16 protein-coding genes are annotated in these 20,233 nt (G+C 53.6%); all 16 read right to left on the bottom strand.

What is annotated here, in order from left to right; translation table 11 throughout:
• Nucleotides 1-63 precede the first annotated feature (63 nt).
• The gene (locus NR302_RS04125; RefSeq protein WP_061718077.1) at nucleotides 64-2,211 is read right to left on the bottom strand and encodes a lysine decarboxylase LdcC; all 2,148 of its coding nucleotides are present in this window, start codon (nucleotides 2,209-2,211) and stop codon (nucleotides 64-66) included.
• A 258-nt stretch (nucleotides 2,212-2,469) separates the two neighbouring features.
• Entirely contained in the window at nucleotides 2,470-3,429 is a 960-nt protein-coding gene (accA, locus tag NR302_RS04120; RefSeq protein ID WP_008108472.1) for an acetyl-CoA carboxylase carboxyl transferase subunit alpha, read from the bottom strand.
• A gap of 12 nt (nucleotides 3,430-3,441) precedes the next feature.
• Complete coding sequence (gene dnaE, locus NR302_RS04115) at nucleotides 3,442-6,924, bottom strand: DNA polymerase III subunit alpha (RefSeq protein WP_008108473.1); 3,483 nt, start codon at nucleotides 6,922-6,924, stop codon at nucleotides 3,442-3,444.
• A gap of 31 nt (nucleotides 6,925-6,955) precedes the next feature.
• Entirely contained in the window at nucleotides 6,956-7,582 is a 627-nt protein-coding gene (gene rnhB / locus NR302_RS04110) for a ribonuclease HII (RefSeq protein ID WP_008108474.1), read from the bottom strand.
• Nucleotides 7,575-8,723 (bottom strand): lipid-A-disaccharide synthase, encoded by a 1,149-nt coding sequence (gene lpxB, locus NR302_RS04105; RefSeq protein ID WP_258144635.1) that lies wholly within the window; start codon nucleotides 8,721-8,723, stop codon nucleotides 7,575-7,577. The genes rnhB and lpxB overlap by 8 nt, the downstream gene beginning before the upstream one ends.
• A gap of 3 nt (nucleotides 8,724-8,726) precedes the next feature.
• Nucleotides 8,727-9,515: an acyl-ACP--UDP-N-acetylglucosamine O-acyltransferase gene (gene lpxA, locus NR302_RS04100; RefSeq protein WP_008108476.1), complete on the bottom strand. Its 789-nt coding sequence runs from the start codon at nucleotides 9,513-9,515 to the stop codon at nucleotides 8,727-8,729.
• 3 nt (nucleotides 9,516-9,518) lie between these two features.
• Entirely contained in the window at nucleotides 9,519-9,974 is a 456-nt protein-coding gene (fabZ, locus tag NR302_RS04095; RefSeq protein WP_007893924.1) for a 3-hydroxyacyl-ACP dehydratase FabZ, read from the bottom strand.
• A 190-nt stretch (nucleotides 9,975-10,164) separates the two neighbouring features.
• A complete protein-coding gene (lpxD, locus tag NR302_RS04090; protein WP_008108477.1) occupies nucleotides 10,165-11,190 on the bottom strand; it encodes a UDP-3-O-(3-hydroxymyristoyl)glucosamine N-acyltransferase in 1,026 nt (341 codons plus the stop codon).
• 3 nt (nucleotides 11,191-11,193) lie between these two features.
• Nucleotides 11,194-11,694: an OmpH family outer membrane protein gene (locus NR302_RS04085; protein ID WP_008108478.1), complete on the bottom strand. Its 501-nt coding sequence runs from the start codon at nucleotides 11,692-11,694 to the stop codon at nucleotides 11,194-11,196.
• A 95-nt stretch (nucleotides 11,695-11,789) separates the two neighbouring features.
• Entirely contained in the window at nucleotides 11,790-14,201 is a 2,412-nt protein-coding gene (bamA, locus tag NR302_RS04080) for an outer membrane protein assembly factor BamA (RefSeq protein ID WP_008108479.1), read from the bottom strand.
• A 51-nt stretch (nucleotides 14,202-14,252) separates the two neighbouring features.
• Nucleotides 14,253-15,602, bottom strand: coding sequence for a sigma E protease regulator RseP (gene rseP / locus NR302_RS04075; protein ID WP_258144634.1), 1,350 nt, complete (start codon nucleotides 15,600-15,602; stop codon nucleotides 14,253-14,255).
• A 12-nt stretch (nucleotides 15,603-15,614) separates the two neighbouring features.
• On the bottom strand, nucleotides 15,615-16,472 hold the full coding sequence (gene cdsA / locus NR302_RS04070) for a phosphatidate cytidylyltransferase (protein WP_258144633.1): 858 nt from the start codon (nucleotides 16,470-16,472) through the stop codon (nucleotides 15,615-15,617).
• Between the two features lie 18 nt (nucleotides 16,473-16,490).
• Nucleotides 16,491-17,243 carry a (2E,6E)-farnesyl-diphosphate-specific ditrans,polycis-undecaprenyl-diphosphate synthase gene (gene ispU, locus NR302_RS04065; protein WP_007893909.1) on the bottom strand — a complete coding sequence of 251 codons (753 nt, stop codon included), beginning with the start codon at nucleotides 17,241-17,243 and terminating at the stop codon, nucleotides 16,491-16,493.
• Nucleotides 17,244-17,409: 166 nt separating this feature from the next.
• Complete coding sequence (gene ispC, locus NR302_RS04060; RefSeq protein ID WP_193372753.1) at nucleotides 17,410-18,612, bottom strand: 1-deoxy-D-xylulose-5-phosphate reductoisomerase; 1,203 nt, start codon at nucleotides 18,610-18,612, stop codon at nucleotides 17,410-17,412.
• 119 nt (nucleotides 18,613-18,731) lie between these two features.
• Entirely contained in the window at nucleotides 18,732-19,289 is a 558-nt protein-coding gene (gene frr / locus NR302_RS04055; protein ID WP_036649587.1) for a ribosome recycling factor, read from the bottom strand.
• Between the two features lie 142 nt (nucleotides 19,290-19,431).
• Nucleotides 19,432-20,157, bottom strand: coding sequence for a UMP kinase (pyrH, locus tag NR302_RS04050; RefSeq protein WP_007893903.1), 726 nt, complete (start codon nucleotides 20,155-20,157; stop codon nucleotides 19,432-19,434).
• Between the last annotated feature and the right edge of the window lie 76 nt (nucleotides 20,158-20,233).

Below are 20,233 nucleotides of genomic sequence, written 5' to 3'. Positions count from 1 at the left end.
CGACTCCGGTTTTCACATAAGCCGCTTACCCTACGTGGCAAAAGCGGCGTTGGAAAGAGGTGATTATCCGACTTCTTCACGCAATACGCGCACCAGATAGCGGCCATCTTCCGTCAGCGTTGCACCGTGAATATCGGTTTCGAAGCCGGGATAGTGTCGACCAATAGTGCAGAGCATCAGCAGAAAATCGAGCACGGAACGGCTCTGTTCCGTAATCATCTCGCCCGGCATCACCACCGGCACGCCTGGCGGATACGGCAGAATCATGTTGGCAGAAATGCGCCCTACCAACTCGCGAATATCCACCGTTTCCACCTGACCTTTCACCTGGCGCTGAAACGCCTGATGCGGCGTCATCTTCATCTCCGGCAGCACGTCGAACGCTTTCAACATCAGGCGCGGCAGATCGTGTTGCAGGATCAACTGATGGATGCCCTGCGCCAGCGTCTGAATGCGCATGTTGCGGTAGAAGTCGGGATCTTCAGCATAGAGATCCGGCAGCATGTTTTTCACGCGCAGGTTGAGATCGTAAGCCCGCTTAAACTCCGTCAGCCCACGCAGCACGCTCATCGCTTTGGTTTTATCAATGCCAATGCTGAATAGGAACAGCAGATTGTACGGCCCGGTTTTCTCCACCACGATACCGCGCTGATCGAGGAACTTAGCCACCAACGCGGCTGGAATGCCCTCTTCCGCCATCTTGCCCAGCTCGCTCATGCCCGGCGTCAGAATGGTGACTTTGATCGGATCGAGATACATATGATCGCGGTCGGCATGAGTGAAACCGTGCCAATCCTCTTCGCCCGGCTGAATCGGCCAGCATTCGGCTTGATCGACCTGCTCCGGCTGCCAGATATCAAAGAACCAGCCTTCGCACTCTTCCCGTAAGCGCTGAATTTCACGACGGAAATGCAGTGCACGTTCAACCGAGCGGTTGATCAATCGCTTACCCGGATTACCGCGCAGCATCGCCGCTGCAGTTTCAATCGACGAGACAATCGCGTAGCTCGGCGAGGTGGTGGTGTGCATCATGTAGGCTTCGTTAAAGGTGTGCTCGTCGTAATCACCTTTGATATGAATCAGCGAAGCCTGCGAGAACGCCGCCAGCAGTTTGTGCGTCGATTGCGTTTCATAGATCACTTTTCCGGGAACACGGTCGCCGCTCATGCCGCTTTTACCGGCATAAATTGGATGGAAATTGGTGTACGGCACCCACGCAGAATCAAAGTGGATCGATGGCACATCCAGCGTCTGTTTGATGAATTGCGTGTTATACAGTAGGCCATCGTAGGTTGAGTTGGTGATCACCGCATGCACCGGCCAGCTGGCGCGCGGCGTGGCGTTGACCTTTTGCTGGATGCTGTCACGCGTAAACTCGCGCTGTGGAATGCCGCCCAAAATGCCCAGCGCGTTGCGCGTTGGTTTGAGCCAGATCGGGATGATGTCGCTCATCATCAGCAAATGAGTCAGCGATTTATGGCAGTTGCGGTCAATCAGCACCGTGCTGCCCGCAGGCGCCGCATACATGCCGACAATTTTGTTCGAGGTCGACGTGCCGTTGGTCACCATGTAGCTTTGCTCGGCGCCAAAGGTGCGCGCGACGTACTCCTCCGCTTCCAGATGCGGGCCGGTGTGATCGAGCAACGAACCCAGTTCTGTCACCGAGATCGAGACATCTGCTTTTAGGGTGTTCGAGCCAAAGAAGTCATAAAACAAGCTGCCCACCGGGCTTTTCTGGAACGCGCTGCCGCCCATGTGACCTGGCGTACAGAAGGTGTATTTGCCCTCTTTAACGTAGGTGAACAACGCTTTGGTCAGCGGCGGCGTGATATTGTCGATGTACTCATCGGTGTACTGACGAATATGCAGCGCGATGTCATCGGCAGCGCTCAAGGCATATTCGAAGAAGTGCAGCGCCATGCGCATCTCGTTGATGCTGACATCCATTTGTGAATGGGTGTTGATGAAAGCATACAGCGGCAGATATTCATTGAGCTGATTGATGTCGCTACACAGCGCCAGACTGTAATCGTCCCAGTCAAAAATCACTCCGCAGATACGCGGATTGTGTTCAATCAACTTCAGCAGGTCGCTGGCATTATTGGGGTAAACGGTTTGGAAGCCTTGCAGCTTAAGGGCAGCATCCAGTTCGCGAATAGGCTCATCTTTGTAAAAAGCGCCGTGCGGTCCCATGATCGCAATAATATTCAATGCTCACCTCCTGTGGTGTTGTGGCACTGAATAAGGATAGCGAAAAGCGCGCGCGGATAAACCTGGAATGCTCTGCTGTTTGGGTTCATCGCGCTTTGGGTTGTGTGCTTGGGCTAAAAAAGGTCGCCATGAATGGCTACCCTACGGAAAACGATGCGGTTTTGTAGGGTCGCCATTTATGGCGACCAATGCGAAATTATCGATTAGCAGGCGTAAAAAAAGCGGACCGAGGTCCGCTTCTTGCTTCAATCTAATGTATCAAGCGTAGCCGTAGTTCATCAGGCGCTGATAGCGACGGTTGAGCAACTCTTCGGTGCTCAGCACATCGAGATCGGCCAGATCCGCTAACAGCTGCTTTTTCAAGCTGGCAGCGATATCAACTGGATGACGATGCGCGCCACCCAGCGGCTCAGGAATGATGGAATCGATCAGCTTCAGCTCTTTCAGACGCTCAGCTGTGATGCCCATCGCTTCCGCAGCCAGCGGTGCTTTGTCGGCGCTTTTCCATAGAATCGACGCACAACCTTCCGGTGAAATTACCGAATAGGTGCTGTACTGCAGCATGTTGACTTTGTCGCCCACACCGATTGCCAGCGCACCACCGGAACCGCCTTCGCCGATTACGGTACAAATCACCGGGATTTTCAGGCCAGACATTTCACGCAGGTTGCGGGCGATCGCTTCAGATTGACCGCGCTCTTCTGCACCCACGCCCGGATAAGCACCCGGCGTGTCGATGAAGGTGATCAGCGGCATCTTAAAACGTTCAGCCATTTCCATCAGACGCAGCGCTTTGCGGTAGCCTTCTGGTGCCGGCATACCGAAGTTACGACGGATTTTCTCTTTGGTTTCGCGACCTTTCTGATGACCAATGATCATCACTGGACGACCGTCAAGACGGGCAATACCGCCGACAATCGCTTTATCATCGGCATAAGCACGGTCGCCAGCCAGTTCGTCGAAATCATCAAACGCGTTGCGGATATAGTCCAGTGTATAAGGACGCAGCGGATGACGCGCGAGTTGCGCCACTTGCCATGCGCCTAAATCGGAGAAGATTTTACGGGTCAGCTCAACGCTTTTTTCGCGCAGACGCTGCACTTCCTCATCCAAATTAATATCGTGTTTCTCATCCGAACGGCCAATCGATTTTAACGAGTCGATTTTCGCTTCAAGCTCTGCGATTGGCTGTTCAAAATCCAGGTAATTAAGACTCATAATGTTCCTGTTTTAGTCAAACTCCAGTTCCACCTGCTCCGATCCTACTAACGACCGCAAATCGTTGAGTAAACGATCGCTGGGCGAAATACGCCACGCTGCACCAAAGCGTAGCTTCGCTCGCGCATCGGCTCTCTGATAGTAGAGATGCACCGGAATGGTCCCGGAGCGATGAGGCTCCAGAGACTGGCGGAGACGGTTTAAAAGCTGGTCATCAATTTGCCTGTCCGTCAGCGAGATAGCAAGTCCGCGCGCGTATTTTTCCCGCGCTTCGTCGATGTCCATAACTTCCCGAGCGGTCATTTTAAGGCCACCGCTAAAGTCATCAAAGCTGACCTGTCCACTGACGATCAGGATACGGTCCTTCTCCAGCAACTGCTGGTATTTATCTAACGCATCGGTAAATAACATCACTTCAAGACGACCAGAACGATCGTCAATCGTACAAATACCAATTCTGTTGCCGCGTTTAGTGACCATCACGCGGGCGGCAATCACCAGCCCCGCCGCGACGGTTACTTTACCACGATCTGTCGGATGCATGTCTTTCAGGCGCATGCCGCCGACGTAACGCTCAATTTCTTTCAAATACTGATTAATTGGATGTCCGGTGAGATACAGACCCAAGGTCTCACGTTCGCCATCCAGTTGAATTTGTTCAGGCCACGGCGTGATGCTGGCGTAGGATTTCTCTACCTGCTCCGGTTCTTCCGCCAGCACGCCAAACATATCGGCCTGGCCGATGGCTTCGGCTTTGGCATGCTGATCGGCCGCTTTTAAGGCATCGCCAAGCGCACTCATCAAGGCCGCGCGATGCGGGCCAAGACGATCGAACGCGCCCGACATGATCAGTTTTTCCATCACGCGACGGTTGATCTTTTTGGTGTCGGTGCGCGCACAGAGATCAAACAGCTCTTTGAAGTAACCGCCTTCATTACGCGCTTCAATGATCGCTTCGATCGGACCTTCACCCACGCCTTTGATCGCGCCGATGCCGTACACGATCTCACCTTCATCGTTAACGTGAAACGGGTAGAGTCCTGAATTGATGTCTGGCGGCAGCACTTTGAGGCCCATGCGCCAGCATTCATCAACCAGGCCAACCACTTTCTCGGTGTTGTCCATATCGGCGGTCATTACGGCCGCCATGAACTCTGCCGGATAGTGCGCTTTCAGCCACAGCGTTTGGTAAGAAACCAGTGCGTAAGCAGCGGAGTGCGACTTGTTAAAGCCATAGCCGGCGAACTTCTCTACCAGATCGAAGATTTTCATCGACAGTTCGCCGTCGACGCCCATCTTCTCCGCACCGTCCTGGAACACCGAACGCTGCTTCGCCATCTCTTCAGGTTTCTTTTTACCCATCGCACGACGCAACATGTCCGCGCCGCCCAGCGTATAGCCAGACAGCACCTGAGCAATCTGCATCACCTGTTCCTGATACAGAATGATGCCGTAGGTCGGCTCCAGCACCGGTTTCAGGGTTTCGTGCTGCCACTGAATATCCGGATACGAAATCTCTTCGCGGCCGTGCTTACGGTCGATGAAGTTATCTACCATGCCCGATTGCAGCGGTCCCGGACGGAACAGCGCCACCAGTGCGATCATATCTTCGAAGCAGTCAGGCTTCAGACGTTTGATCAGATCTTTCATGCCGCGCGATTCAAGCTGGAATACCGCAGTAGTTTCCGAGCGCTGCAGCATATCGAAGCTTTTTTTGTCTTCCAGCGGGATGGCGGCGATATCAATCGGTGGCAAACCCTGCTTTTCACGGCGCGGGTTAATCATCTTCAGCGCCCAGTCAATGATGGTGAGCGTACGCAGACCAAGGAAGTCAAACTTCACCAGCCCGGCATATTCCACGTCATTCTTATCAAACTGAGTAACCGGGAACTGCCCGTTCTCATCACAGTACAGCGGCGCAAAGTCGGTGATTTTGGTCGGCGAGATCACCACACCACCGGCGTGTTTACCGGCGTTACGCGTGACACCTTCCAGTTTACGCGCCATGTCGATCAGCGCTTTCACCTCTTCATCTGCCTCGTAGATCTCCGGCAGCTGCGGTTCAGCCAGGAAGGCTTTCTCCAGCGTCATGCCTGGATCCGGCGGGATCAGTTTAGAGATACGATCAACAAAACCGTACGGATGGCCGAGTACGCGTCCCACATCGCGAATAACCGCTTTCGCTGCCATGGTACCGAACGTAATGATCTGCGATACCGCATCACGTCCATACATATCGGCCACGTGATCGATCACCTGATCGCGTTTCTCCATGCAGAAGTCGACGTCGAAGTCGGGCATCGAGACACGTTCCGGGTTCAGGAAGCGCTCGAACAGCAGGTCAAATTCCAGCGGATCGATATCGGTAATTTTCAGCGCATACGCCACTAATGAACCGGCACCCGAACCACGGCCTGGACCCACGGGAATACCGTTGTCCTTCGACCACTGGATAAACTCCATCACGATCAGGAAGTAGCCGGGGAAGCCCATCTGGTTGATAACGGTGAGTTCAATCTCCAGACGTTCATCATATTCCACGCGTTTTTCAGCGCGCACCGCCGGATCCGGGAAGAGGAATTCCATACGCTCTTCCAGGCCTTCGCGCGACTTCGCCACGAGGAAGTCTTCAGTGCTCATATCACCGGTGGGGAACTGCGGCAGGAAATACTCGCCAAGGCGCACCGTCACGTTACAGCGCTTAGCAATCTCTACGCTATTTTCCAGCGCTTCCGGGATGTCCGAGAACAGCTCGCACATCTCCTCTTCACTGCGCATATATTGCTGAGGACTGTAGTTGCGCGGACGCTTGGGATCGTCCAGCGTGTAGCCGTCATGAATCGCCACGCGGATTTCATGCGCATCAAAATCTTCTTCATTAAGGAAGCACACTTCGTTGGTGGCAACGACAGGAATACCTTCGGCAATTGCCAGTTCGACGGCAGCATGCAGATAGGCCTCTTCATCGGCGCGACCGGTGCGCATCAATTCAAGGTAATAACGATTCGGGAAGTGTTGCTGATAAAAGCTCAAACACTGCGCGACCATCGCGCTATTGCCGCGCAGCAGACTGCGGCCCACATCGCCACGACGTCCGCCAGACAGCAGAATCAGGCCTTCGCCCAGCTCCAGTAGCCAGTCTCGATCGATGATTGGGCCCGCAATGCCGTAACCACGCTGATACGCACGCGAAATCAACAAGGTCAGGTTTTGATAACCGGTGTTATTGGCCGCCAGCAGAGTTAACTGCGTCAGCTCATCGCCCATTAATTCACTGGCAACCTGAAAATCAGCACCAACAATCGGCTTGATCCCCGCGCCATGCGCACTACCGTAAAAACGCACCAGCCCGCACAGGTTGATGTAGTCGGTAATCGCGATCGCCGGCATGCCCAGCGCAGCCGCCTTCTTGACTAAAGGTCCGGTTTTCGCCAGACCATCAACCATGGAGTAATCACTGTGGACGCGCAGATGTATAAAACGAGGTTCAGCCATATCAGTTTCCGGTTAAAACAGCGTCAGGCTATTAAAGCGTAGTTGGCTGGCGGGCTGCCAGCACGTCAGCATCAATCAAGGCGTTACGCACCGGCGCAAAGCTGCGACGATGATGAGGTGTGGCGCCGTGCTGCGTCAGCTTTTCCATGTGCAGCGCGGTTGGATAACCTTTGTGTTGCGCAAAGCCATATTGCGGGAACAGCAGATCCAGCTCGGCCATTTCACGATCGCGCGTGACTTTGGCGATGATCGAAGCTGCACTGATCTCTTTCACCAGGCTATCGCCCTTCACCACCGCCTGCGAGGGCATCGGCAGCGCGGGACAACGATTACCATCGATCAGAACGAAGTCCGGCGCAATGTGCAAACCCGCGACCGCGCGCTGCATCGCCAGCATGGTGGCGTGCAGAATATTGAGCTGATCGATCTCTTCTGGCTCGGCTCGGCCAAGACTCCAGGCCAGCGCCTTCTCTTTGATCTCGTCATACAGCGCCAGACGACGCTTCTCGGAGAGCTTTTTCGAGTCGGCCAGTCCGACAATCGGGTTGGCGGGATCAAGGATCACCGCCGCCGTCACCACTGCGCCAACCAGCGGGCCGCGTCCGACTTCATCAACGCCAGCAATCAGCTGCGCGTTGGGATAGATAAATTCAGCCATTGATGATCTCCAGTACCGCATCCGCCGCCTGCTCATCGGCATTCCAGCGAATCTGTTGATGCAGCTCGGTGAAGGTTTTCAGCAGCGCTTCGCGCTCAGGGCCCGCGTGTAGTAACGGCTCCAGCGCCGCAGCTAACGCTTCGGGCTGGCATTCATCCTGCAGTAACTCTTTCACCAGCTCGCGACCGGCTAACAGATTTGGCAGGGAAACGTAAGGCGTTTTTACCAAACGTTTTGCCAGCCAGAAGGTCGACGGCTTCATGCGATAACCGACCACCATCGGGCATTTCGCCAGCATGCACTCCAGCGCGGCGGTGCCAGATGCAAGAATAGCGGCATCGCTGGCCAGCATCGCCTGACGACCTTTGCCATCCAGCAAATGCATCGGCAGTTCAGGCGCAACTTGCGCTTTGATCTGCTCAAACTGCTCGCGGCGTTTGGCGTTCACCAGCGGCACCACGATTTCCAGCGTTGGATATCGCTGACGCAGCAGCTGCGCGGCGCGCAGGAAATCGGCGCTGAGCATTTCCACTTCCGCACCACGACTGCCCGGCAACAAGCCAAGGCAAATCGCCTCCTCAGCAATACCTAACTCGCGGCGCGCCGCCAACTTATCGGGCTGTAGCGGCATCGCATCAGCCATGGTGTGGCCGATAAAGCGGCACGGCACGTTAAAACGATCGTAAAACGCTTTTTCAAACGGCAGGAATGCCAGCACCAGATTAGTGTTGCGGCCGATTTTGAATACGCGCTTTTGACGCCACGCCCAAACGGAAGGGCTGACGTAGTGAATAGTGCGAATGCCCGCGTGCTTAAGACTTCCTTCCAACGTGATGTTGAAATCCGGCGCATCAATGCCCACAAACACATCCGGCTTGAGTTCGGTGAAGCGCTGCGTCAGGTCACGACGAATGTGCAGCAGACGCCGCAGGCGTCCCAGCACTTCGACGATGCCCATCACCGCCAGCTCTTCCATCTCATACCAGGCTTCGCAGCCTTCGGCCTGCATCAGCGGACCGGCCACGCCAACAAAGCGCGCATCAGGATGGCGCGCTTTTAACGCACGGATGAGACCTGCACCAAGAATATCGCCGGAGGTTTCTCCGGCGACCAAGGCAATCGTTAGGGGACGCGCTGACATGGATTAACGAATCAATCCACGCGTTGAACGGGCAAAGAAGTCATAGAAAGGCTGCACTTCGCTGTGTTGTTTCGCCAGCTCTTCAATCTCTGGTTTCACTTCATCCAGCGTTTTGCCGCTGCGGTACAGCAGTTTGTACGCGTTGCGAATGGCATGCAGCGCTTCTTTGCTAAAGCCGCGACGCTTCAGACCTTCGATGTTGATACCGTATGGCGTTGCGTGGTTGCCCTGCGCAATGACATAAGGCGGCACATCCTGCGCGACGCCTGAACAACCGCCAACCATCACGTGAGCACCAATGGTGCACCACTGATGTACCGCCGTCATGCCGCCGATAATTGCAAAATCATCAACGGTGACGTGACCGCCCAGCGTGGCATTGTTAGCAAAGATGCAGCGATTGCCGATCACGCAGTCATGCGCGATGTGAGCATTCACCATCAGCAGGTTATCGCTGCCGACTTTGGTCACATTGCCGCCCTGCGTGGTGCCACGATGAATGGTCACGCTCTCGCGGATGCGGTTACGATCGCCAATTTCAACGCGCGTCGGTTCGCCCGCATATTTCAGGTCCTGGTTCACTTCACCAATGGAAGCGAACTGGTAGATCTGATTGTCTTTGCCGATACGCGTATGGCCGTTCACCACCACGTGCGATTTGAGAACCGTTCCTTCACCAATTTCCACATTGGCACCGACAAAACAGAACGGACCGATGTGAACATTGGCGCCGATAACGGCACCCTCTTCAATGACAGAACTGGGATGGATATTGGCGGTTGAATCAATCACTTATTATGCCTCCCGGCTACGGGCACACATCATGGTCGCTTCACAGACAATTTTGCCGTCCACGGTCGCCACGCCTTTAAAGCGCGTCAAGCCACGACGGGTTTTCTCGAAGGTCACTTCCATGATCATCTGATCGCCCGGCACAACCGGACGTTTGAAACGGGCTTCATCGATACCAGCGAAGTAATAGAGTTCGCCTGGTTCCAGTTTTCCAACGCTTTTGAACGCCAGAATGCCGGTCGCTTGCGCCATCGCTTCCAGAATCAGAACGCCTGGGAAAATCGGCTTACCAGGGAAATGTCCCTGGAAAAACGGTTCGTTAACAGAAACGTTCTTCACCGCGCGCAGATATTTATGCTCTTCAAAATCCAGCACGCGATCAACCAGCAAGAAAGGATAGCGGTGTGGCAGCAGTTCTAAAATCTCTTCAATTTTCAGAGTATGCGTTTCAGTAGTCAAAATACTCTTCCTGTCCTAAAAAATCTGATGGCAACAATAACACGGCCTGCACCGATCAAAATGATCTTCCGCAGGCCGCAAATTAGTTCGGGGCGTTTCGCTTTCTTACGATACCTGCTGCCATTCTCGGGTTAGCCAAGGTGGCAGAAAATACACTTCTTGTTATGAAAGCGAGTAGCGTGGGATGCGTTTAGTCGTCTTTGCCGACCTTACGTTCGATGGCTTTTAAGCGTTTGCTTATTTCATCGATGTTCATCACCAGCGCTGCTGTTTTACGCCAGGTTTTGTTGGGTTGCAGTGGAATACCCGACGAATACACGCCTGGCTCTGTGATGGGGCGCATTACCATGCCCATGCCCGTTACGGTCACTTTGTCACAGATTTCCATATGGCCGTTAATGACGCTGGCGCCGCCAATCATACAGTAACGTCCAATCTTCAGACTACCCGCCATGATCACACCACCCGCAACTGCGGTGTTATCACCAATCACGACGTTGTGCGCAATCTGACACTGGTTATCTATGATAACACCATTGCCGATCAGAGTGTTATCCAGCGCGCCGCGATCGATGGTGGTACAGGCACCAATTTCTACCCGATCACCAATCACTACGGTACCCAGCTGCGGGATTTTCACCCAATTGCCGCGATCGTTAGCATAGCCGAAACCATCAGCACCAATGACGGTGCCGGACTGAATCAGACAATCCTGACCAATCTGGATTTCGTGATAAATCGTGACGTTAGCCCACAAACGTGAGCCGCGACCGATACGCGTCTGCTTACCAACAAAACATCCTGCGCCAATAACGACGTCGTCACCCAGCTCTACGCCGGACTCGATCACCGCATTTGCGCCTACCGAAACATTCTTACCCAGCTTAGCCGTTGCATCGATCACCGCGCTGGGCGCGATATTCTGCGCGGGCTGCGGCGTGGTGTCCAGCAGTTGTGCCATGCGGGCATAAGTTAAGTAAGGATTTTTCACCACCAGGGCGGCCGTTTTACACCACTCCAGATCCGCTTCCGTCAGCACCACGGCTGAAGCCTGGATAGTAGCGAGCTGCTCGCGGTAGCGGCTGTTTGCAAGAAAAGTGATTTGGCCAGTTGTGGCGGATTGCATAGAAGCAATGCCGGAGATGACGATATCGCCATCTCCGTGCAATTCTGCATCCAACTGCTGGGCTAAATCAGCCAGTCGAATTGATGACATCAATTATTTAACCTGTTTTACAACGTCAGCAGTGATGTCTTTAGCATCAGAAGAAGAGTACAGCACGGCCTGAGAGTCCAGAACCAGATCGTAACCTTCGCTTTTCGCTACAGACTGAACAGCGGTCTGGATTTTAGCCAGCAGCTTGTTACGCTCCTGCATCTGACGAGTTTGGTTGTCTTTGTCAAAAGCCTGTGCTTTTTGTTCAAAGGCAGCACGCTCAGTAGAGATTTGCTTCTCTTTCTTGGTGCGGTCGCTCGCTTTCATGGTCGATGCATTACGCTGCAGATCCTGAATTTCTTGCTGGATCTTCTGCTGCTGAGACTGGAGGTCAGAGGCGCGGCTCTGGAATTCACCTTCAAGCTGTTTAGCAACAGCAGCACGCTGCGGAGACTGCTGGAAAACCTGGCTCAGGTTCACGACGGCAACTTTATCAGCCGCTTGGGCACCCGCAGAAGCAGCTAACGCAACACCCAGAGCAGCAGCACAGAACAACTTTTTCACTATAAACTCCTTACCTCAACGTGTGTGTTTGCAGCGTGCCGCATTATCAGGCAGCACGCATGCAAGACGGTATTTTCACTTCCCTGCTCAGAGCCTTACCAGGTTTTACCAATGTTAAACTGGAATTGCTCTGACTTGTCTCCCTCGACTTTCTTCATCGGCTGGGCGTATGAGAATACCAGCGGTCCTAACGGTGACATCCACTGCAGTGCCACACCGGCAGAGACGCGAATGTTATTAGGATCGCTGTAATCTGGCACACCCGCCGCGCGTGTTTCCGCAGTGTTCTGCCATTTGGTATCCCAAACGGTACCGGCATCCATAAACACCGAGGTACGCACGGAATTCGCATACTTCTCGCTCAGGAACGGCGTTGGCGTGATCAGCTCAAGGCTGGCAATCGCCATGGCGTTACCACCAACCGCATCATCCGACTTACAGACGCCGTTTGGATCTGAGAGATTACAGGTTGACGAGCCATCGTTCAGATACGCAGCTTTAGGACCAATGGTATTGGACTGGAAGCCACGAACTGTGCTCGAACCACCGCCGTAGAAGTTCTCATAGAACGGCATCTCTTTACCATTAAGTCCGTCACCATATCCAACACGGCCACGGCCTAATACTACCCACGTACCATCGCGGTTCAGCGGTACATATTGCTGGCTATCCAATGTCGCTTTGTAGAACGCGTTATCAGAGCCTGGAATCGTCACTTTACCGTTCAGGTTGGTACGGTTACCGCGCGTTGGGAAGAAGCCGCGGTCTAAGGTGTTATAGGTCCAACCGTAGTTGAAGGTGAAATCATCCGCAGAGAAATCACCATCATCATTCAAGCCCTGATGACGACCGACTGAATCCAGATAACGCCACATCGCCACCTGTGGACGCATGTTGGACAGGTCGTTATGCACGTAACCTAAACCAACACGCAGGGTGTTGTTTTCGTTGACCGGGAAGCCCAGCGTACCGTCGAGACCATAACTTTTGTTGGTATAGTCAGACAGATCCGCGTCATCGGCTTTAAAGTCGTTATAGAACAAACGACCGCCAAGGCTCACACCGTCGACCGTGAAGTACGGATCGGTCAGTGAGAACTCAGCATAGGTCTGGTAATCGTTTTTGGTACCGCTGATGCCAACGGTGTTACCGGTGCCGAGCCAGTTTTCCTGGGTCACACCCACCTGGAAGCTCACGCCACTTTCAGTACCGTAACCAACACCAAAGTTGAAGGTACCGGTGTTACGCTCTTTAACCTTGTAGACCACATCAACCTGGTCTGGTGCACCTGGAACGCGCTGCGTATCCACATCCACGGTTTCGAAGTAGCCGGTACGATTCAGACGCTCTTTACCCTGATCGACGAGGTCGCTGCCCAACCAGGCACCTTCCATCTGACGCATTTCACGGCGCAGCACTGAATCTTTTGAGGTGTCGTTGCCTTCAAAGCGCACTTTACGCACGTAGTAACGGTTGCCCGCATCCACGTTGATATGCAGCTTGACGGTTTTATCAGCATCATTAATTTCTGGCTGCGTCATTACGCGCGGATAGGCGTAACCGTAGCGACCCAGCAATTTCTTGATGTCATCTTCCATTTGGGTGACTTTGGTGCCGTTATACAGCTCACCCGCTGGAATTCTGGTCATCTTTTCGATTTCAGCAGAATGGCCCGCCATGCTGCCGTTCACGATCACGCCGGCAATCTTGTACTGATCGCCTTCATTGATGTTCACGGTGATGTAGATGCCTTTCTTATCTGGCGTCAGGCTCACCTGCGTTGAATCGATGTTGAAACGCGCATAACCGCGATCCAGATAGAAGCTGCGCAGGGTTTCGAGATCGCCCGCTAACTTCTGCTTCTGGTATTTGCGATCGCCCACCACGTTCCACCATGGCACTTCATCACGCAGTGAGAAGCGCGAGATCAGTTCGTCAGAGCTAAACGCTTTATTGCCGACGATGTTGATCTGCTGGATCTGTGCTGAAACGCCTTCCTGGAAGACGAATTTCAGATCCACACGGTTGCGCGGCAGCGGCGTAGCAATGGCTTTGACGCTGGCGGTGTATTTACCGACGCTGTAGTAGAAGTCTTCCAGGCCCTTCTCAATTGAAGAGAGCGTGGTGCGGTCCAGCGCTTCGCCAACGCGCACGCCAGAAGCTTCGAGGTTCTGTTTCAGCTGATCTTCTTTCACCGCTTTGTTGCCGGAGAAAGTGATGTTGGCAATGGTCGGACGCTCTTTCACCTGAACAATCAGGGTTGTACCGTCACGCAGAACCTGCACATCTTCAAAGTTACCGGTGGCGAACAGTGAGCGAATGGTGTTTCTGACATCATCGTCATTCACCGTATCACCGACACGTACCGGCATGCTGAGCAGAGCCGCGCCGACGGCGACTCGCTGGAGACCTTCGAAATGAATGTCCTTCACTACGAAATCGTCTGCACCGTAAACGGTGGCGCTGCTAAACAGCAGCGACGCTATGAGCAACTTTTTCATCGCCATCGTTGTTATGCGTTTTCCTAACACATCCCGCGTCTGTATGCGTTCCAGCTATTACAGACGAGAGAAATCATTGAAAAGTGCAAGCCCCATTAACAGCACTAGCAAGATTGAGCCAATGCGATAACTAAAGTCCTGAACTCGCTCGGACACCGGTCCACCTTTGATCTTTTCGATCGCCAGAAAGAGCAGATGACCACCATCTAAAACCGGCAGAGGGAACAGGTTAATGATGCCCAGGTTGACGCTGATAAGCGCCAGGAACATCAGGTAATAAATCACCCCGTACTCTGCTGATAACCCGGCACCCTGCGCGATCGAAATCGGCCCGCTCAGGTTATTCAGCTTCACATCCCCGATTATCAACTTGCCCAGCATGGAGACTGTTAGCTTCATCAGCTGCCAGGTTTTTACACTGGCTTCGCCGATCGCCGCAAAAGGCCCATACTGCCTTACCGTTTTGTACTCATCAGGCAGCGGAATCACACGCGGTATTACACCCGCGAAGCCTTCCGCTTCCTTGCCCGGTTTCGCTTCCGGCGTTAACGTCAACGCCACAGGTTCGCCGTTGCGCTCGATATCTAGCGCCATGTTTTTGCCCGGATTATCCCGCACCTGTGCCGCAAAAGCCTGCCACTGAGACAATGGCTGACCATCGACTTTAACGATCCTATCGCCCGCTTGCAAACCAGCATTGCTTGCCGGTGAGTTTGCCTGAACTTCAGCTAAGGTCGTTTCAATCTGCGGCCCACGTGGACGAATACCTAAAGCGACCACCGGATCCTGTTTATCAGGCTCAAATTGCCAATCGCGCAAATTTAATTGCTTTTGCTGCGTGGCTTCTTCGCCAAATTGCGAGACGGTAAGCGTGGCATCGCTGTCGCCGATTTTACCGATCAGCGCCATACGCACAGCATCCCAATCAGGCGTTTCGATACCATCTACCGCTTTAAGTTCCATACCGGAGGTAATTTGCGCTTCGGCAGCGACGGAACCGTTCATAATTTCACCAACTACGGGACGCACACCCGGCACGCCGTGAATAAACACGACCCAGTAAGCGAAGATGGCAAAGATGAAGTTGGCGATAGGACCGGCTGCGATGATCGAAGCACGCTGCAGCACGGTTTTATTATTGAAGGCTTGATGACGCAGTTCGGCGGGAACGCTCTCAACGCGTTCGTCGAGCATTTTGACGTAACCGCCGAGAGGAATCAGCGCGATGACATATTCGGTGCCCTGACGATCGCTGCGACGCCACAGCGCTTTACCAAAGCCAATTGAGAAACGTTCGACTTTGACACCGCAGCGGCGCGCCACCCAGAAATGACCAAACTCGTGCACGGTAATCAGCACGCCAAGCGCCACGATAAAGGCGGCAAAACTCCAGAGTATACTCAACATCGTCGGCTATCCTCAGAGGGTGCGGAACACCAACAGCAGCAGGCAGGCAAACACCGGCACCGCAGCAGTCAGGCTATCAATACGATCGAGAATACCACCGTGCCCCGGAATCAAGTTACCGCTGTCTTTAATGCCCGCTTCACGCTTAAACATACTTTCAGTCAGGTCACCCAATACCGATGCCAGCGTGGCAATCACCGCACAGATGATCAGCGTGCCCGGCGCCACCGAAAGCGGTGCCAGCAGGGCAAATAGCCAGGCGATAATGGCAGATGACAACAGGCCACCGAAGAAACCTTCCCAGGTTTTACCCGGAGAAACTTTCGGTGCCAGCTTGTGTTTGCCAAACAGGCGACCAAACATGTAAGCACCAGAATCAGCGCCCCAGACGAGGAACATCACGAACAGCAGCCACCATGCGCCAGCAAAATGATCGGTATCGTAATGATACTGACGCAGCGCCATCATGCCCCAGAAGAAGGGAATCAAGGTGAGCACGCCAAACAGCAGGCGCAGCGTACGCGAATGACGCCACAATGCAGCAGAAGCCGGATAGAACAGCACTAAGATGAGCGCGACAATCCACCATCCCAGCGATGCCCAGAGCGAGCCTTCCATCTGGAATTGGTGCAGATTGCGTTGATAGGGTTCAAGAGTAAAAAGCATCGCGGACAGCAACAGACCGCATAGTACGGCGAGCCAGATACGTTGCTGACGCGTTTTCATGCCAGCAAACTGCCCCCATTCCCAGGCGGCAAGCATGCAGATGATGATAGTGATAATCGCAAAACCGGACAGGGGTAACCAGAACAGTGCAGCGATCACCAGCGGAATCAAAATTAACGCGGTAATCAGACGAGACTTCAGCAAAGGTTACCCCCAAATTGCTTAGGCGCCGCCTGGTGCAGTACCGCCATAGCGTCGCTCCCGCGTAGAGAATGCATTCAGTGCACCTTCAAAAACGTTTTCATCAAAATCAGGCCAAAGAACATCGGTAAACCAAAACTCAGCATAGGCGATTTGCCACAGCAGGAAGTTGCTAATCCGATGCTCTCCCCCGGTCCTTATCACTAAATCCACTGGCGCCAGCTCCTGCATACACAGATACGGAGCCAGGCTTTCTTCGGTAATCTGGTCAGGACGCAGTAAACCTTCCTGAACCTGTTCGGCCAATTTTCTGGCACCCTGGATAATATCCCAACGGCCGCCATAGTTGGCAGCAATGTTAAGGGTCAGTCCATTATTTTGCTGAGTCAGTTCCTCGGCGCGGCGAATGCGTTCCTGAATACGGTTATTGAAACGACTGATATCACCAATAATGCGCAGACGCACATTGTGCTTGTGCAGGCTTTTGACTTCGCTGTCGAGCGCCCAGACAAACAACTCCATTAATGCTGTCACTTCCTGAATCGGACGGCTCCAGTTTTCACTGCTGAACGCATAAAGCGTGAGCGCTTCCAGTTTATGGCTAACCGCAAAGCTGACAGCCCGGCGTACTGATTTTACCCCGGCTTTGTGGCCTGAAATACGCAGTTTGCCCTGATTTTTTGCCCAGCGACCATTACCATCCATAATGATGGCCACGTGACGTGGCGTGCAGTACGACTCGTCATCGATTGTGTTGTGATTGTTGGACGACATAACGCGTAATAATTCCTTTCATCAGAAATGCTGTGGTTTCTGAATACATTGCGCCTGCAGCAAACTCCGGCAAACACGCCAGATGACATCGAAACAATGTCGGGCTGTGAAACGCGAGCGAGCGACTATACCATTTTCACCCAGAGCGAACAAATAGCGGGAACTATCAACCTGCTAAACGAAAGCGCGGCAACAATTCATTGGCACGCACGCGCGCTAACCGATCGATCTCCATCACCTCGTCAATGCTGCCCGGCTCCTGACAACTCAGGGTCGCCAGCACTTCGCTGTTGATGGCGGCGATATCGGTAAAACGAATCTGGTGCTGCAGAAAAGCTGCCACCGCTACTTCATTCGCTGCGTTCAACGATGTCGTAGCGGCCTGACCTGTGGCACAGGCATCAATCGCAAGCTTCAGGCAGGGATAGCGCTCGTAGTCCGGCTCGGCAAACGTCAACGACTTCATGCGAGTGAAGTCGAGCGGCGTTACACCCGCAGAGATACGTGCTGGCCATGCCATGCTGTGCGCGATAGGCGTCCGCATATCCGGAGAGCCCAGTTGCGCCAGCACGCTGCCGTCGCAATAACGCACCATCGAATGGATAACAGACTGCGGATGCAGGATCACCTCCATCTGCGCGTCAGTCGCATTAAATAGCCAGCGGGCTTCAATGTATTCAAGACCTTTATTCATCATGGTGGCCGAATCAACGGAGATTTTACGCCCCATTGACCAGTTCGGATGCGCACAAGCCTGATCCGGCGACATACCGGCTAAATCCGCTAATGGCGTGTCACGAAAAGGACCACCCGATCCCGTAAGGAGAATCGACTCGATGCCGTTCCCCCGCAGATCAGCGTACCCCAACTGATGCTGTATGGAAGCGGGTAAACTCTGAAAAATGGCGTTGTGCTCACTATCGACTGGTAGCAATTGCACCTGATGTTGGCGTACCGCCTCCATAAACAGACGGCCGCATGTGACAAGCGATTCTTTGTTGGCCAGCAGCACGGTTTTGCCGGCACGAATTGCGGCCATGGTAGGCTGTAAACCTGAGGCGCCAACAATCGCCGCCATCACTTGATCCACGTCATCCAGCGCGGCCAATTCGCAGGCAGCCTGAACGCCGGAGAGCACTTCAGTATTAACGTTGAGTGCTTTCAGTCGCTCACGCAGCGCTTGTGCAGATTTCTCGTCGGACATCGCAGCATAGCGCGGTTGGAATTGCAGGCATTGCTCAGCCATCAACGCCACATTCTGGCCGGCCACCAGCGCGGTCACCTGATAAAGTTCAGGATTTGCGGCAATCACCGCCAGCGTGCTGGTACCAATGGAGCCGGTCGAACCCAGCAGAGTTAATCGCTTCATCATGCTATCCCTGTGAAGTCGTGGAGGGTGCCCGCAACGGCGCCGGACACAATGTAAAACGCCGCCAGAGTCGAACACGTCTCGTCTCTGAACGGCGTTTTGAAAAGCAGTTGATGGAATTAGAAGTCCATCAGTTCCTTTTCTTTATCGGCCAATGCCGCATCAACACTCTTGATGTGCGCATCGGTCATTTTCTGGATCTCATCCTGCGTACGACGTTCGTCGTCTTCGCTGATCTCTTTGTCTTTCAGCAGCGCTTTGATCTTGTCGTTCGCGTCACGACGGACGTTACGTACAGAGACACGGCCCTGCTCAGCTTCGCCACGTACGATCTTGATCAGATCTTTACGACGCTCTTCGGTCAGCGCTGGCAGCGGCACACGAATATCGCTACCGGCTGAGCTTGGGTTCAGACCCAAATCAGACGTCATAATCGCTTTCTCAACAGCAGCGCTCAGCGAGCGATCAAATACGTTGATTTTCAACGTACGTGAATCCTCTACTGTCACGCTAGCCAGCTGACGCAGCGGCGTAGGTGTACCGTAATAAGGAACCACAATGCCGTCGAGCAGTGAAGGTGAAGCACGGCCGGTGCGGATTTTGCTGATGTTGTTTTTAAATGCATCCACACATTTTTCCATGCGCGTGTCTGCATCTTTTTTAATGTCGTTAATCACGTTGAAACCCTTGAATTCGGTTGACCTGGCCATTTCCGGGCTAACCGGAAGCGGTATCGATAAACATCGATCATCCTAATTGCTGCGCGATGCCAGAGCATCGCGGCAAAAGAATATACCTTATTTTAACGTGCGTCGGGTATTAATGCGTAATCAGGGTGCCTTCTTTTTCACCCATCACGACGCGACGCAACGCGCCAGGCTTGTTCATGTTGAAGACGCGGATAGGCAGTTTGTGATCACGCGCCAGCGTAAAGGCGGCGAGATCCATCACTTTGAGCTCTTTATCCAACACTTCTGCATAGCTCAGTTGGTCATACAGCGTGGCATCCGGGTTTTTCACCGGATCTTCAGAGTAGACGCCGTCTACTTTGGTGGCTTTCAGTACCACGTCGGCTTCGATTTCGATGCCGCGCAGACAAGCTGCAGAGTCAGTGGTAAAGAACGGGTTGCCAGTACCGGCCGCAAAGATCACGACGCGGTTATTGCGCAGCAGGCTGATCGCTTCTGCCCAGCTGTAGTTGTCACACACGCCGTTCAGCGGAATCGCTGACATCAAGCGCGCATTGACATACGCACGGTGCAGCGCATCACGCATTGCCAGGCCATTCATTACTGTTGCCAGCATGCCCATATGGTCGCCGACCACACGGTTCATGCCCGCCTGGGCCAGACCTGCGCCGCGGAACAGGTTACCACCACCAATAACCACACCCACCTGAATGCCCAATTCAACCAGCTCTTTAACCTCTTGCGCCATGCGGTCAAGCACGCTCGCGTCGATGCCAAAACCTTCGGCACCTTGCAGTGCTTCGCCACTCAGTTTTAGCAGGATACGTTGATATACAGGTTTTGCGTTGGTCGCCATGGTCAGTTCTTCCTGGAAGATATGATGAAAAGGAGAAGTAAAATCTGGTCGATCATCCGCAAAGCCCGCGAGAAAA

Source organism: Pantoea sp. SOD02, from assembly GCF_024707505.1.
GTDB classification, from domain to species: Bacteria; Pseudomonadota; Gammaproteobacteria; order Enterobacterales; family Enterobacteriaceae; genus Pantoea; species Pantoea symbiotica.
Note: the sequence above shows the minus strand (reverse complement) of the source record. Positions and strands in the feature narration are given on the sequence as shown.

What these genes read in the sequence shown, in the direction of transcription:
- accA (WP_008108472.1), bottom strand. Translation starts at nt 3,429, where the DNA reads ATGAGTCTTAATTACCTGGATTTTGAACAGCCAATCGCAGAGCTTGAA.
- lpxD (WP_008108477.1), bottom strand. Translation starts at nt 11,190, where the DNA reads ATGTCATCAATTCGACTGGCTGATTTAGCCCAGCAGTTGGATGCAGAA.
- pyrH (WP_007893903.1), bottom strand. Translation starts at nt 20,157, where the DNA reads ATGGCGACCAACGCAAAACCTGTATATCAACGTATCCTGCTAAAACTG.
- rseP (WP_258144634.1), bottom strand. Translation starts at nt 15,602, where the DNA reads ATGTTGAGTATACTCTGGAGTTTTGCCGCCTTTATCGTGGCGCTTGGC.
- bamA (WP_008108479.1), bottom strand. Translation starts at nt 14,201, where the DNA reads ATGGCGATGAAAAAGTTGCTCATAGCGTCGCTGCTGTTTAGCAGCGCC.
- lpxB (WP_258144635.1), bottom strand. Translation starts at nt 8,723, where the DNA reads ATGTCAGCGCGTCCCCTAACGATTGCCTTGGTCGCCGGAGAAACCTCC.
- ispC (WP_193372753.1), bottom strand. Translation starts at nt 18,612, where the DNA reads ATGAAGCGATTAACTCTGCTGGGTTCGACCGGCTCCATTGGTACCAGC.
- ispU (WP_007893909.1), bottom strand. Translation starts at nt 17,243, where the DNA reads ATGTCGTCCAACAATCACAACACAATCGATGACGAGTCGTACTGCACG.
- dnaE (WP_008108473.1), bottom strand. Translation starts at nt 6,924, where the DNA reads ATGGCTGAACCTCGTTTTATACATCTGCGCGTCCACAGTGATTACTCC.
- rnhB (WP_008108474.1), bottom strand. Translation starts at nt 7,582, where the DNA reads ATGGCTGAATTTATCTATCCCAACGCGCAGCTGATTGCTGGCGTTGAT.